The following is a 12,980-nucleotide window of genomic DNA, read 5'->3' on the forward strand; positions in this document are numbered from 1 at the left end:
ACAACTCCCTCGGCGCTCAGTCCTTGTGGACCGTGCCGTCCGGGTCCAGGCCGCGGAAGGACAGCAGCACGATCAGGATGCCGCCGCACACGATCGCCGAGTCCGCCAGGTTGAACACCGCGAAGCCCTTGGGCGCGATGAAGTCCACGACCTTGCCCTCGAAGACGCCGGGCGAGCGGAAGATCCGGTCGGTGAGGTTGCCGAGGGCGCCGCCGAGCAGCAGGCCGAGCGCGATGGCCCAGGGGTAGCTGTAGAGCTTGCGGGCCAGGCGGACGATCACCACGATCACGGCCGCCGCGATCAGGGTGAAGATGATCGTGAAGGCCGCGCCGACGCCGAAGGCCGCGCCCGGGTTGCGGATGGCGTTCAGCTCCAGCCAGTCCCCGATCAGCTTGATCGGCGCGTGCCCCTCCAGCTTGGCGACCACGAGCATCTTGCTGATCAGGTCCAGGGCGTAGGCGAACGCGGCGACCGCGAACAGCAGGGCGATCCGGCGCCCGCGGCGGCCCCGGACCTGTGCCGCGGCCTGCTGCTCGCCCGCGCCGGACACACCGGGCGCGGTGGACGCGCCCGAGCCGGGGCGGGCTTCGGCCGCCGCCGTCTGCTCGCCGCTGTCGTCCGGGGTGTCCGGCGTACCGATGATGCGCTCCGCCTCTGCCACGTGAGTCCCTCAGCCTAGGTACCTGACTGGGGACGAGACTACGGCACGGCCCGGCACGCTCAGGAGCGGCGTTCCTGCTTCTGTTTGCACTCCACGCACAGCGTCGCCCGGGGAAAGGCCTGCATCCGGGCCTTGCCGATCGGCTCGCCGCAGTTCTCGCACAGACCGTAGGTGCCGGCGTCCAGCCGTTCCAGGGCGTGCTCGTTCTGGACCAGCATCTCGCGTGCGTTGGCCGCGAGCGCCATCTCGTGCTCGCGCGTGATGTTCTTCGTACCGGTGTCGGCCTGGTCGTCCCCCGCGCCGTCCCCGGAGTCCCGCATCAGGCCCACCAGGGACGCCTCGGAGGAGCTGATCTCCTCCTGCAGCCGCGTCACCTCGGACATCAGCTCGGCCCGGGCCTCCTCGACCTCTTTCGGAGTCCAGGGGTCCTCGCCGGGGCGCACCGCCAGTTCGCCGGGCTCCGCCGCGGCGACCCGCGCCTTGGGAACGGCGGTGTCCGCCGTGGCCGTGCCAGGAGTCTTCTTCGCAACCACTGTCGTGGCTCCCGTCTGCTTCGCGGCCCGCGCCGCGCCCGCTTCCTTGGCCCTGCTCGTGTGGGCCGCCTCCGTAAAGACGCCCTCGGCGGCCGCCTTCGCGCCACCGGTCCTCTTCGCCGCCGGCTTCCTGACGGCCGTCTCCTCCGCCGATGCCACCCCCTTCGCCCCCTTCGCCTTCGCCGTGGTCTTCTTGCCGACGGACTTCCCGGCCACCGCCTCCTCCGGCGCCGCCGCCCGGTCCACCACGGCCGCGTCACGACCCGCCTTCTTCACCGGCGCCCTCTTGGCAACGGTCTTCTCGGCGACGGACCTCTCGGAGACGGACCTCTCGGAGACGGTCTTCCGGGCAGCGGACTTCTTGGCAGCCGTCTTCTTCGCGGCACTCTTCCCAGCGGCCGTCCCCTTGGCCGCGGCCTTCTTGTCCGCGGCCTCCCCGGCAGCCGTCTCCTTCGCCGCGACCGTCCCCTTCGCCGCGGCCCTCTTCTTCGCCGCGGCCTTCTCCTCGGTGGCCGACTTCCCGGTGGCCGCCTCCCTGCCCGCTGTCTTCTCCGCCGCCGGCACCGCGTCCATTCCCCCGGTCACCCTCTTCTTCCCGGCCACTCCTTTGGCCTCACCGCCGGAGGCGGCCGCGGCGGAGACGCCCGCGCCCCTGCGCCGGCCGGACGCCGGCTGCTGTACGGCGGTCTTTTTCGCCACCATGGCCGCGGCCCCTTCACATATTGTGATCTCGCTCGCGAATCGTGCTGGGACGATAAATCGACTTGAGTCCCGCGGCAACGGGGCACACCGCCCGATTCGCCCGCCCGCACCCCCCGTGCAGCGGGCCTGCATCCGTTGTGCCCCGCTCTCCGCCGGGTAATCCGCCGGAGCCCGGGCCGCCCCGGACCCGCGCCCGCCCCCTCGCCATTCGGGTCATCCCGGCCGGTCGTACCGCCCGCCGGGCGTCGCGCCGAAAACCGGTCGGCCGCGGTCCGCGCGGCGCCGTACACTGGGCGGAGCGAGAAGCGTGGATGGGGACGAGTAGCGGCGTACGCAGCCCAGAGCGACCCGGGGACGGTGTGAGCCCGGGGGCGAGCGCGGCGTGAAGATCACCCCGGAGCCGCCGGAAGAAAGCCACAGCCCCAGGGCGAGAGCGAGTAGAGCCGGCTTCGCGACCCCAATGAGGGGGCTCACCGGCGCGTACGGCGCGTCGGAGGGCCAAGGAGGGTGGTACCGCGGGAGCGCGCCGCACACGGCGTAGACAGGATCGAAGGCTCTCGTCCCTCCGACGGAAGGCAGCAAGTCCGTTGGAGGATGCTCGCAGATGACAGCGCCGACGTACCGCCAGGTGCCCGCACAGGTCGACCTGCCCGCTCTTGAGCACGCCGTGCTCGACTTCTGGCGTGACCAGAAGATCTTCACCAAGAGTCTGGAGCAGTCCGAGGGCCGCCCGGAGTGGGTGTTCTACGAAGGCCCGCCCACCGCCAACGGCATGCCCGGTGCCCACCACATCGAGGCGCGCGTCTTCAAGGACGTCTTCCCCCGCTTCCGCACCATGCGCGGCTACCACGTGGCCCGCAAGGCCGGCTGGGACTGCCACGGCCTGCCCGTGGAGCTGGCCGTCGAGAAGGAGCTGGGCTTCTCCGGCAAGCAGGACATCGAGGCGTACGGCATCGCCGAGTTCAACGCCAAGTGCCGCGAGTCCGTGACCCGGCACACCGACGCCTTCGCCGAGCTGACCACCCGCATGGGCTACTGGGTCGACCTGGACGACGCCTACCGGACCATGGACCCCGAGTACGTGGAGTCGGTCTGGTGGTCGCTGAAGGAGATCTTCGGCAAGGGCCTGCTGGTCCAGGACCACCGCGTGGCCCCCTGGTGCCCGCGCTGCGGCACCGGCCTGTCCGACCACGAGCTGGCGCAGGGCTACGAGACGGTCGTGGACCCGTCCGTGTACGTCCGTTTCCCGCTGACCTCCGGTCCGCTGGCCGGCGAGGCCGCGCTCCTGGTGTGGACGACGACCCCCTGGACCCTGGTGTCCAACACGGCGGTCGCCGCGCACCCGGAGGTCACCTACGTCGTCGCCGGCAACGGCGAGGAGAAGGTCGTCGTCGCCGAGCCGCTGCTGGCCAAGGCGCTCGGCGAGGGCTGGGAGCCCACCGGCCAGACCTTCACCGGCGCCGAGATGGAGCGCTGGACATACCAGCGTCCGTTCGAACTCGTGGAGTTCCCGGAGCCGGCGCACTACGTGGTGAACGCCGACTACGTGACCACCGAGGACGGTACGGGTCTGGTCCACCAGTCCCCCGCCTTCGGTGAGGACGACCTCAAGGTGTGCCGTTCCTACGGCCTGCCGGTCGTGAACCCGGTCCTCCCGGACGGCACCTTCGAGGAGGACGTCCCGCTGGTCGGCGGCGTCTTCTTCAAGAAGGCCGACGAAAAGCTCACCGCGGACCTCCAGCAGCGCGGCCTGCTCTTCAGGCACGTCGCGTACGAGCACAGCTACCCGCACTGCTGGCGCTGCCACACCGCCCTGCTCTACTACGCGCAGCCCTCCTGGTACATCCGCACGACGGCGATCAAGGAACGCCTCATCCAGGAGAACGAGAAGACCAACTGGTTCCCGGAGACGGTCAAGCACGGCCGCTTCGGCGACTGGCTGAACAACAACATCGACTGGGCGCTGTCCCGCAACCGCTACTGGGGCACCCCGCTGCCGATCTGGCGCTGCGAGGACGACCACCTCACCTGTGTCGGCTCCCGCGCGGAGCTGTCCGAGCTGACCGGCGCGGACCAGTCGGGCCTCGACCCGCACCGCCCGTTCATCGACGAGGTCACCTTCGCCTGCCCGCAGGAGGGCTGCGGCGAGGCCGCCACGCGCGTGCCGGAGGTCATCGACGCCTGGTACGACTCGGGTTCGATGCCGTTCGCGCAGTGGGGTTACCCGTACAAGAACAAGGAACTGTTCGAGAGCCGGTACCCGGCGCAGTTCATCTCCGAGGCGATCGACCAGACCCGCGGCTGGTTCTACACGCTGATGGCCGTCGGCACGCTGGTCTTCGACAAGTCGTCGTACGAGAACGTCGTCTGCCTCGGCCACATCCTCGCCGAGGACGGCCGCAAGATGTCCAAGCACCTCGGCAACATCCTGCAGCCGATCCCGCTCATGGACCAGCACGGCGCGGACGCGGTGCGCTGGTTCATGGCCGCCGGCGGCTCCCCCTGGGCGGCCCGCCGGGTCGGTCACGGCACCATCCAGGAGGTCGTCCGCAAGACCCTGCTGACGTACTGGAACACGGTCGCCTTCCAGGCGCTGTACGCCCGTACGTCCCAGTGGGCGCCCAGCGCGGCCGACCCGGCCCCGGCCGAGCGCCCGGTGCTGGACCGCTGGCTGCTGTCCGAGCTGCACGCGCTCACCGACCAGGTGACCCAGGCGCTGGAGGCGTACGACACCCAGCGCGCCGGCAAGCTGCTGTCCGCGTTCGTCGACGACCTGTCCAACTGGTACGTCCGCCGTTCGCGCCGCCGCTTCTGGCAGGGCGACAAGGCCGCGCTGCGCACGCTGCACGAGGTGCTGGAGACGGTCACGAAGCTGATGGCGCCGATCACCCCGTTCATCACCGAGCGGGTGTGGCAGGACCTGGTCGTGCCGGTGACCCCGGGTGCCCCGGACTCGGTCCACCTGGCCGACTGGCCCGAGGCGGACCTGACCGCCATCGACCCTGAGCTGTCGAGGCAGATGCTCCTGGTCCGCCGGCTGGTGGAGCTGGGCCGCGCCACGCGCGCGGAGTCGGGCGTCAAGACGCGTCAGCCGCTGTCCCGCGCGCTGATCGCCGCGGCCGGCTTCGAGTCCCTGGACCCCGAGCTGCACACGCAGATCACCGAGGAGCTGAACGTCTCCTCGCTGGCGTCGCTGAGCGAGGTCGGCGGTTCTTTGGTGGACACCACCGCCAAGGCCAACTTCCGCGCGCTGGGCAAGCGGTTCGGCAAGCGGGTGCAGGACGTGGCCAAGGCCGTCGCCGGTGCCGACGCCGCGGCGCTCTCCCTGGCCCTGCGCGGGGGCACGGCCTCCGTGGAGGTCGACGGTGAGACGGTCACCCTCGCTCCGGACGAGGTGATCATCACGGAAACCCCGCGCGAGGGCTGGTCGGTGGCCTCCGACTCCGGGGCCACGGTCGCGCTGGACCTGGAGATCACGGAGGAGCTGCGGCAGGCGGGTCTCGCCCGTGACGCGATCCGGCTGATCCAGGAGGCCCGCAAGAACAGCGGGTTGGACGTGGCCGACCGGATCGCTCTGCGGTGGACGTCCACGGATGCCGCGGTCGTCGCGGCCCTGACCGAGCACTCCGAGCTGATCGCCGACGAGGTGCTGTCGACGGACTTCCGCCAGGGCGAGGCCGAGGGCGGCTTCGGTGAGCCGTTCACCGACGAGGGGCTGTCCCTCACGTTCCGGCTGCGGAAGGCGTAAGCGCCGAACGGATCGAGAAGGGCCCGGTCTCCCCGAGGGGAGACCGGGCCCTTCTCGTGCGTGCGGGTCGGATTCAACCCGCGTAAAAAGGGCGGGCCCCCGGACCGAAGTCCGGGGGCCCGCCCTTTGAGCGCTGCCGACGCCGTTGTCGTACTAGTGCCCGGTGCTCAGTTGTCGTCCTCGTCGATCAGGAACCCGCGCATCGGCGAGGGAGCCTGACCCATCGGGGACGGACCCTGCGGACGGACCGGGGCCATGGGCTGGGTCATGGCCGGGGTCATCTGCTGCTGACCACCGTAGGACGGGGCGGACTGAGCGGGGTTGCCGCCCATCGTCTGGTTGCCGCCGTACGACGGGGCGCTCGCGCCGGCCGGAGCCATGGAGGGCGCCGGGGACGGCGGCAGGGACGCGGTGGCCGGGGTACGCGGCGGGGCCAGCGAGTCGTCGGCCTGGGTCTCCAGCTGGCGCAGCTGGGACTCGAGGTACGACTTCAGGCGCGTGCGGTACTCGCGCTCGAAGCCGCGCAGGTCCTCGACCTTGCGCTCCAGCGTGGCGCGGGCGGACTCCAGGGAGCCCATCGCGACGCGGTGCTTCTCCTGCGCGTCCCGCTCCAGGGCGTCGGCCTTGGCACGGGCGTCACGCTCCAGACCCTCGGCGCGGCTGCGAGCCTCGCCGACGATCTTGTTGGCCTCGGAGCGGGCCTCGGCGATCGCCTGGTCGGCGGTCTGCTGGGCCAGCGAGAGGACACGGGCGGCGCTGTCGCCACCAGGGCCCTGACCGGGGCCGCCCATCGGACCGCCCATGGGGCCGCCCATCGGACCGCCCATCTGCTGCTGCATGGGAGGCTGGCCGCCCATCGGGCCCTGGCCCATGGGGCCCTGACCCATCGGACCCTGGCCCATCGGACCGGGACCCTGGGGACCACCCTGACCGCCGCCGGGGCCGGCGGGCAGCTGCGGGGCACCGCTCGGCAGCTGGGGCGGGCCACCCATGGGGCCACCCATCTGCTGCTGCGGCGGGCCCGATATTCCGGCGGGCACCGGCGCGCCGGGACCTCGCATGCCCTGCTGCTGAGGGTGCTGCTGCTGGTCCTGCTCCGGCGGGCCCTTGCGCATGTTCTGCTGGTTCTGCGCGGCCGCACGGGTCGCCGCGGCCAGCTTGGCGCGCAGGTCCTCGTTCTCGCGGAGCAGACGGGTCAGTTCGGCTTCGACCTCGTCGAGGAAGGCATCGACCTCGTCCTCGTCATAGCCTTCTCGGAGGCGGACGGTCGTGAACTGCTTGTTCCGCACGTCCTCGGGGGTCAACGGCATCTCTTCACCTCAACGTAGTCATCGGCAGTCGGCAAGACCGTATCGTCCACCCTCATCACATGAATCTCCCCGTGATGGAGAGGAGGATGTAGACGATGATCATCAGTACGAAGAAGGACAGGTCGAGCGCCACGCCCCCGAGACGCAGCGGCGGGATGAACCGCCGCAGAAGCTTCAGCGGTGGATCGGTGACAGTGTAGGTGGCCTCCAGTACGACCACCATCGCCTTGCCGGGTTGCCACGAGCGGGCGAACTGGAACACGTAATCCATGACCAGCCGGAAGATGAGCACGGCGAGGAACACCAGCAGCGCGGTGTGGACCACCGTGACGAACACGCTCATGGCCTGCGCTTCCCTCTCCCCTGCTCCGTGCTCTTCCGAAGTCGATCTGGTTGTGCATCTCAGCTCTGGTTGAAGAACCCGCCCTCTGCGATGCGGGCCTTGTCCTCCGCCGTGACATCGACGTTAGCAGGAGACAACAGGAACACCTTCTGCGTCACCCGCTCGATGCTGCCGTGAAGACCAAACACCAAACCGGCCGCAAAGTCGACAAGTCGCTTCGCGTCTGTGTCATCCATCTCAGTCAAATTCATGATCACCGGGGTGCCCTCACGGAAGTGTTCCCCGATGGTACGGGCTTCGTTGTAGGTCCGCGGGTGAAGCGTGGTGATCCGGTAAGGCTCTCGTTCCGACACGACCTTGGGCATGATCACCGGTGCGTTCTTCTCCAGGGACTGACGTTCTTGTGTGATGGATGCCACGGGCGCGATGCGCGCCGGACGTCCGGATTCCGCGGCGAGCGCCGTCGAACGGGCAACCGATTCGCGCGGCGCGGGCGGTTGCACGATTCGCACCTCTTCGTCCCTTTGGGACTGATGTGCGCTGTGCGCTTGGTGTGAAGATTCATGCCGTCGGTGGTCCCGCTCGGGCTCCGGGTCCAACTCGGGTTCGAAGTCGTCGTCGGGGTCGAATCCGCGGCCGTCGTACCCATCGTCCTCCACGAGGCCGAGGTAGACCGCCATCTTGCGCATCGCGCCGGCCATGCTCTGAGTCCTCCGCTCTGTGGTGGATCGACTGACGACTGCCAAGTGCCCGCGATCCACGTGGTCGTTGTGCCCGCCTTCGCAGGTACTGACCATATTTTCTGCTGTGGTCCGACTTCCTGGCGACGTTACCCGAGCCTGGGGCGGACTCCGAGTACCGCAGTGCCGACGCGCACATGTGTCGCTCCGGCGGCCACGGCCTGTTCGAGATCCGCACTCATCCCTGCCGACACCATGGTTGCAGCCGGATGGGTTCGGCGCAGGTCGGTCGACAAATCCATGAGCCGCCGAAACGCCTTCTGTTCGCGTCCCGCGTACTCCCCGGTGAGCGGAGCGACGGTCATCAGTCCGTCGAGCCGCAGCCCGGGCGCCTCGCCGACGAGGTCGGCCAACTCTTCGATTCCGTCCGGTGCGACGCCGCCGCGCTCACCGCGGCCGTTCACGCCCGCGTCCAGCGCGACCTGGATCAGACAGCCGACCTCGCGCTCCGCCCGCACCGCCTCCCTCGACAGCGCGGTGACGAGCCGGGCGCGGTCGACGGACTGCACGACATCGGCGTAGCCGACCACCGAACGAACCTTGTTGGTCTGCAACTGCCCGACAAAATGCCATTTCAGGGGCAGATCCGCGCACGCGGCGGCCTTCGGTGCCGCGTCCTGGTCGCGGTTCTCGGCGACGTGGCGCACACCGAGTCCCGACAGGATCCGCACATCGCTCGCCGGGTAGGTCTTGGTGACCACGATCAGGGTCACCTCTTCCCGCTTGCGCCCCGCCGCCACACACGCGGCGGTGATGCGCTCCTCCACTTTCGCCAGGTTTGCGGCGAGTTCGGTCTTACGGTCCGTCATGTCCCATCAGTCCAGCCACACATAGCCCGCGAGCCGCCCCGTCGTGCGGTCACGGCGGTACGAGAAGTGGTCGCCCGACTCCAGCGTGCACACCGGCGACTGCGCCCGGTCGCGCACCCCGAGCCGGTCGAGTTGCGCGTGCACCCCGGCGCTCACGTCGACCGCCGGCGTACCCCAGCCCGTTTCAGCGTGCGCCGCCGGCTCGACGGCTGCCACTTCGGCCCGCATCCGCTCCGGCACCTCGTAGCACCGCCCGCAGACGGCCGGTCCGGTGCGGGCGGTGATCCGGCCCGGCTCGGCACCGAGTTCGACCATGGCCCGTACGGCGGCGGGGACGACCCCCTTGACCATGCCGGGCCGGCCCGCGTGGGCCGCCGCGACGACCCCGGCGGCGGGGTCGGCCAGCAGCACCGGCACGCAGTCGGCGGTGAGGACGGCGAGGGCGAGTCCGCGGCGGGTGGTGACGATGGCGTCGACCTCCGGCGCCGGGCGGTCGCCCCAGGGCTCGTCGACGACGGCCACGTCGGCGCCGTGCACCTGGTTCATCCAGACGACCTGGCCCGCGTCGAGGCCGAGCGACTTGGCGGCGCCCTCCCGGTTGGCCCGTACGGCCTCCGGGGCGTCGCCGACCGCGCCGCCGAGATTGAGCTCCTCATACGGAGCGGCGCTCACCCCGCCCCACCGGTCGGTGAAGGCGAAGTGCGCGCCGCTCACGCTCTCGCGCTGTCCTATCACTTGAGGAAGTCCGGAACGTCCAGTTCCTCGGCCGCGCTGTCCGAGTAGGTCCGGGGGGCCGGGGTCACGGGCGGGGCGACCGGGACGTCGGGCACCGGCTCGGGCGCCGGCTCCGGGTCCTCCTTGGGCGTCACGCTGCCGAGCGAGCCGAAGGTCGGCCGGCTGGGCTCGACCGGCCGTGCCGGGGCGGGCTCCTCGCGCCGGGCGGCCGTCGAGGACGAGGCCGAGCCGAGGACGTTGTCCCGGCGGGCCGGCGGCTGGCCGCCGTCGAAGCCGGCCGCGATCACGGTGACCCGGACCTCGTCGCCGAGGGCGTCGTCGATGACCGCGCCGAAGATGATGTTGGCCTCGGGGTGGGCGGCCTCGCTGACCAGCTGGGCGGCCTCGTTGATCTCGAACAGGCCGAGGTCGGAGCCGCCGGAGATGGAGAGCAGCACGCCACGGGCGCCGTCGATGGACGCCTCCAGCAGCGGCGAGGAGATCGCCATCTCGGCCGCGGCCACCGCGCGGTCGTCGCCACGGGCCGACCCGATGCCCATGAGGGCCGAACCGGCCTCGGACATGACCGACTTCACGTCGGCGAAGTCCAGGTTGATCAGACCCGGGGTGGTGATGAGGTCGGTGATGCCCTGCACACCGGAGAGCAGGACCTGGTCGGCGGACTTGAAGGCGTCCAGGACCGAGACCTGGCGGTCCGAGATGGACAGCAGCCGGTCGTTGGGGATGACGATGAGGGTGTCGACCTCTTCGCGCAGTTCGGCGATGCCGTCCTCCGCCTGGTTCGCGCGGCGCCGTCCCTCGAAGGTGAACGGGCGCGTGACCACGCCGATGGTGAGGGCGCCGAGCGAGCGCGCGATGTTGGCCACGACCGGCGCGCCGCCGGTGCCGGTGCCGCCGCCTTCTCCGGCCGTCACGAAGACCATGTCGGCCCCCTTGAGGACCTCCTCGATCTCCTCGCGGTGGTCCTCGGCGGCCTTGCGGCCGACGGCCGGGTTGGCTCCGGCGCCGAGTCCGCGGGTGAGTTCCCGGCCGACGTCGAGCTTGACGTCGGCGTCGCTCATCAACAGCGCCTGTGCGTCGGTGTTGATGGCGATGAACTCGACACCCTTGAGACCGACCTCGATCATCCGGTTGATGGCATTGACACCACCGCCGCCGACACCGATGACCTTGATGACTGCGAGGTAGTTCTGCGGTGCTGCCACGTCGAAGGCCTCTCGCCTCGAATTACGTTGTCGCCGCCGGGCGGTGCCCCGCGCCGGGACGACGGATGCCGAATGGGACGGTCCGTAGCGCCGACCCGAACCCTAACCCTGAAGTTTAGGGTTACCAGTGTGTCTGTTCCCTGGAGTCTTCTGAACAGGACACTAAGTCGACAAGTGGCGCCCGTTCAACGAACACGCCGAACCTCCCGTTTTTCTTTTCACCCTATGTGATCAGCCGTAGCAGTGCCCAACCAGGGTGCTGGCCTGCGCTGATGTGCGTCAACTCCGCGATGACGCAGGGGCGGTGGGGACACTGACGTCGAAGTGCCGTGCGCCCGGGGCTGCTTTCATGAGAGCTGTGAGGGCCCGTGCCTTGGCGCGGCCGTCCTCACCGCTGCCCCACGCCACCGCGCGGCCGTCGGCCAACTCCAGCGAGATGGCGTCGTAGGAACGCACTTGGACGGTCCGGGTCCGCTGCGCCACGGCGTCCGGCAGATCGCGGGCGACCCGGACCGCTTCGCGTACCAGGCGGTCGGTGCCGAACCGGCGAAAGCCGGCGGCGCCGGAACCCGTGCGGGAGACGGACAATTCCAGCAACGGAACGGCATTCGGCGCCTGCGAAACCGTAGCGAACCGGACACCTTCGTCATCGACTTCGACGAAGTTCCCGCCCTTTCGGATCAGCAGCACCGGAGTGCGCTCGGTCACTTTCAGCCCGATTCCACGGGGCCAGGAACGGACGACGTCGACCGTGTCGATCCGGGGCAGTCTCCGGCGCAATCGGGCCTCGATGCCCTGGATGTCGACGGAAATCATCGGCGCCCCGACCGGCACGGCCGCCGCGTCCCGCACCTCGGCGGGGGTCAGCACGCGCGTGCCGGTCACCGAGACGTGGTGGACGCGCAGCCACGCGGAGCCGTACAGCACCCAGGTCGCGCCGGCGCCGAGGAGCACAAGGGCCGCGACCAGGATGACGATCACACGAAGGCGTGGTTTCCCGAACCGGCGGACGGGAGGCGGGCCGGACGACTCCCGCCGGCGTTCACCGCGCTGGGCGGTCGTCGATCCGGCCACGCTCACTGCCCTTTCGTCATACGGTCCTAACGGCGCGAGGCGATCGCCTCGTACACCATGCCGACGAGCAGCTCGTCGGCGTCCCGGCGGCCGAACTCGCTTGCCGCGCGGGACATCTCGTACAGCCGGTGCGGGTCGGCGAGCACGGGCAGGACGTTCTGCTGCACCCACTCGGGTGTCAGCTCCGCGTCGTCGACGAGGAGTCCGCCGCCGGCCTTCACCACCGGCTGGGCGTTCAGCCGCTGTTCGCCGTTGCCGATGGGCAGCGGGACGTAGGCGGCCGGGAGTCCGACGGCGGAGAGTTCGGCGACGGTCATCGCGCCCGCGCGGCAGAGCATCATGTCGGCCGCGGCGTACGCGAGGTCCATACGGTCCAGGTAACTTACCGGGACATAGGGGGGCATTCCCGGCATCTGCTGCACCTGCGGCAGTTCGTTCTTCGGGCCGACCGCGTGCAGGATCTGGATGCCGGCCTGCTGGAGCCAGGGCGCGACCTGCTGGACGACCTCGTTGAGGCGCCGGGCGCCCTGGGAGCCGCCGGAGACGAGCAGCGTGGGCAGGTTGGGGTCGAGGCCGAAGCGGTGGCGGCCCTCGGGGCGGGCGGCGGCGCGGTCCAGCGTGGCGATGGAGCGGCGCAGCGGGATGCCGATGTAGCGGGCGTCGCGCAGCTTGCTGTCCGGCGTGGAGACCGCGACCCGGGCGGCGTACCGGGAGCCGATCTTGTTGGCCAGGCCGGGGCGGGCGTTCGCCTCGTGGATCACGATGGGCACGCCGAGCCGCTTGGCGGCCAGGTAGCCGGGCAGGGCGACGTAACCGCCGAAGCCGACCACGGCGTCCGCCTTGGTGCGCTCCAGGATCTGCTCGGCGGCCTTGATCGTGCCGCGCAGCCGGCCCGGGACGGTGATCAGCTCGGGGGTGGGCTTGCGGGGCAGCGGCACCGCCGGGATCAGCGCGAGCTCGTAGCCGCGCTCCGGGACGAGCCGGGTCTCCAGGCCCCGCTCCGTGCCAAGGGCCGTGATCCCCACGGTCGGGTCCTGCCTGCGCAGGGCGTCCGCGAGGGCGAGCGCGGGCTCGATGTGGCCCGCGGTACCCCCGCCGGCGAGTACGACATGCACCGAAA

Annotated in this window: 11 protein-coding genes; 1 reads left to right on the forward strand and 10 read right to left on the reverse strand. The window is 70.5% G+C overall.

The genetic code is table 11. From position 1 onward, the window contains the following. Positions 1-16: 16 nt before the first annotated feature. Positions 17-661, reverse strand: a complete 645-nt coding sequence (gene lspA / locus IO33_RS0119070; protein ID WP_031166467.1) for a signal peptidase II — start codon at positions 659-661, stop codon at positions 17-19. Positions 662-720: 59 nt separating this feature from the next. After that, positions 721-1,896 (reverse strand): TraR/DksA family transcriptional regulator, encoded by a 1,176-nt coding sequence (locus IO33_RS47500; protein WP_078963754.1) that lies wholly within the window; start codon positions 1,894-1,896, stop codon positions 721-723. A gap of 604 nt (positions 1,897-2,500) precedes the next feature. On the opposite strand from IO33_RS47500, the gene ileS reads away from it, so the two are divergent. Beyond that, positions 2,501-5,644 carry an isoleucine--tRNA ligase gene (gene ileS, locus IO33_RS0119080; protein ID WP_031166471.1) on the forward strand — a complete coding sequence of 1,048 codons (3,144 nt, stop codon included), beginning with the start codon at positions 2,501-2,503 and terminating at the stop codon, positions 5,642-5,644. A 167-nt stretch (positions 5,645-5,811) separates the two neighbouring features. Here the strand turns inward: ileS and IO33_RS0119085 are convergent, their stop codons facing one another. The 8 genes from IO33_RS0119085 to murG all read right to left on the reverse strand — a co-directional run bounded on the left by IO33_RS0119085 (position 5,812) and on the right by murG (position 12,975). Further along, positions 5,812-6,954, reverse strand: a complete 1,143-nt coding sequence (locus tag IO33_RS0119085) for a DivIVA domain-containing protein (RefSeq protein WP_031166473.1) — start codon at positions 6,952-6,954, stop codon at positions 5,812-5,814. Positions 6,955-7,009: 55 nt separating this feature from the next. After that, positions 7,010-7,297 carry a YggT family protein gene (locus IO33_RS0119090; RefSeq protein ID WP_031166475.1) on the reverse strand — a complete coding sequence of 96 codons (288 nt, stop codon included), beginning with the start codon at positions 7,295-7,297 and terminating at the stop codon, positions 7,010-7,012. Between the two features lie 59 nt (positions 7,298-7,356). After that, positions 7,357-7,998 carry a cell division protein SepF gene (locus IO33_RS0119095; RefSeq protein WP_031166478.1) on the reverse strand — a complete coding sequence of 214 codons (642 nt, stop codon included), beginning with the start codon at positions 7,996-7,998 and terminating at the stop codon, positions 7,357-7,359. 128 nt (positions 7,999-8,126) lie between these two features. Beyond that, a complete protein-coding gene (locus IO33_RS0119100; RefSeq protein WP_031166480.1) occupies positions 8,127-8,846 on the reverse strand; it encodes a YggS family pyridoxal phosphate-dependent enzyme in 720 nt (239 codons plus the stop codon). Positions 8,847-8,852: 6 nt separating this feature from the next. Further along, positions 8,853-9,581 (reverse strand): peptidoglycan editing factor PgeF, encoded by a 729-nt coding sequence (pgeF, locus tag IO33_RS0119105; protein WP_031166482.1) that lies wholly within the window; start codon positions 9,579-9,581, stop codon positions 8,853-8,855. Beyond that, complete coding sequence (gene ftsZ, locus IO33_RS0119110; protein WP_031166485.1) at positions 9,578-10,786, reverse strand: cell division protein FtsZ; 1,209 nt, start codon at positions 10,784-10,786, stop codon at positions 9,578-9,580. The genes pgeF and ftsZ overlap by 4 nt, the downstream gene beginning before the upstream one ends. Before the next feature lie 279 nt (positions 10,787-11,065). Then, a complete protein-coding gene (locus IO33_RS0119115; RefSeq protein ID WP_031166487.1) occupies positions 11,066-11,860 on the reverse strand; it encodes a cell division protein FtsQ/DivIB in 795 nt (264 codons plus the stop codon). Between the two features lie 26 nt (positions 11,861-11,886). Then, a complete protein-coding gene (gene murG / locus IO33_RS0119120) occupies positions 11,887-12,975 on the reverse strand; it encodes an undecaprenyldiphospho-muramoylpentapeptide beta-N-acetylglucosaminyltransferase (RefSeq protein WP_031166490.1) in 1,089 nt (362 codons plus the stop codon). Positions 12,976-12,980 lie beyond the last annotated feature (5 nt).

Source organism: Streptomyces durhamensis (genome assembly GCF_000725475.1).
GTDB lineage: Bacteria > Actinomycetota > Actinomycetes > Streptomycetales > Streptomycetaceae > Streptomyces > Streptomyces filipinensis.

Coding starts and splice junctions, on each gene's coding strand:
- IO33_RS47500 (WP_078963754.1), bottom strand. CDS start 1,896: ATGGTGGCGAAAAAGACCGCCGTACAGCAGCCGGCGTCCGGCCGGCGC.
- IO33_RS0119100 (WP_031166480.1), bottom strand. CDS start 8,846: ATGACGGACCGTAAGACCGAACTCGCCGCAAACCTGGCGAAAGTGGAG.
- IO33_RS0119090 (WP_031166475.1), bottom strand. CDS start 7,297: ATGAGCGTGTTCGTCACGGTGGTCCACACCGCGCTGCTGGTGTTCCTC.
- ileS (WP_031166471.1), top strand. CDS start 2,501: ATGACAGCGCCGACGTACCGCCAGGTGCCCGCACAGGTCGACCTGCCC.
- IO33_RS0119095 (WP_031166478.1), bottom strand. CDS start 7,998: ATGGCCGGCGCGATGCGCAAGATGGCGGTCTACCTCGGCCTCGTGGAG.
- IO33_RS0119085 (WP_031166473.1), bottom strand. CDS start 6,954: ATGCCGTTGACCCCCGAGGACGTGCGGAACAAGCAGTTCACGACCGTC.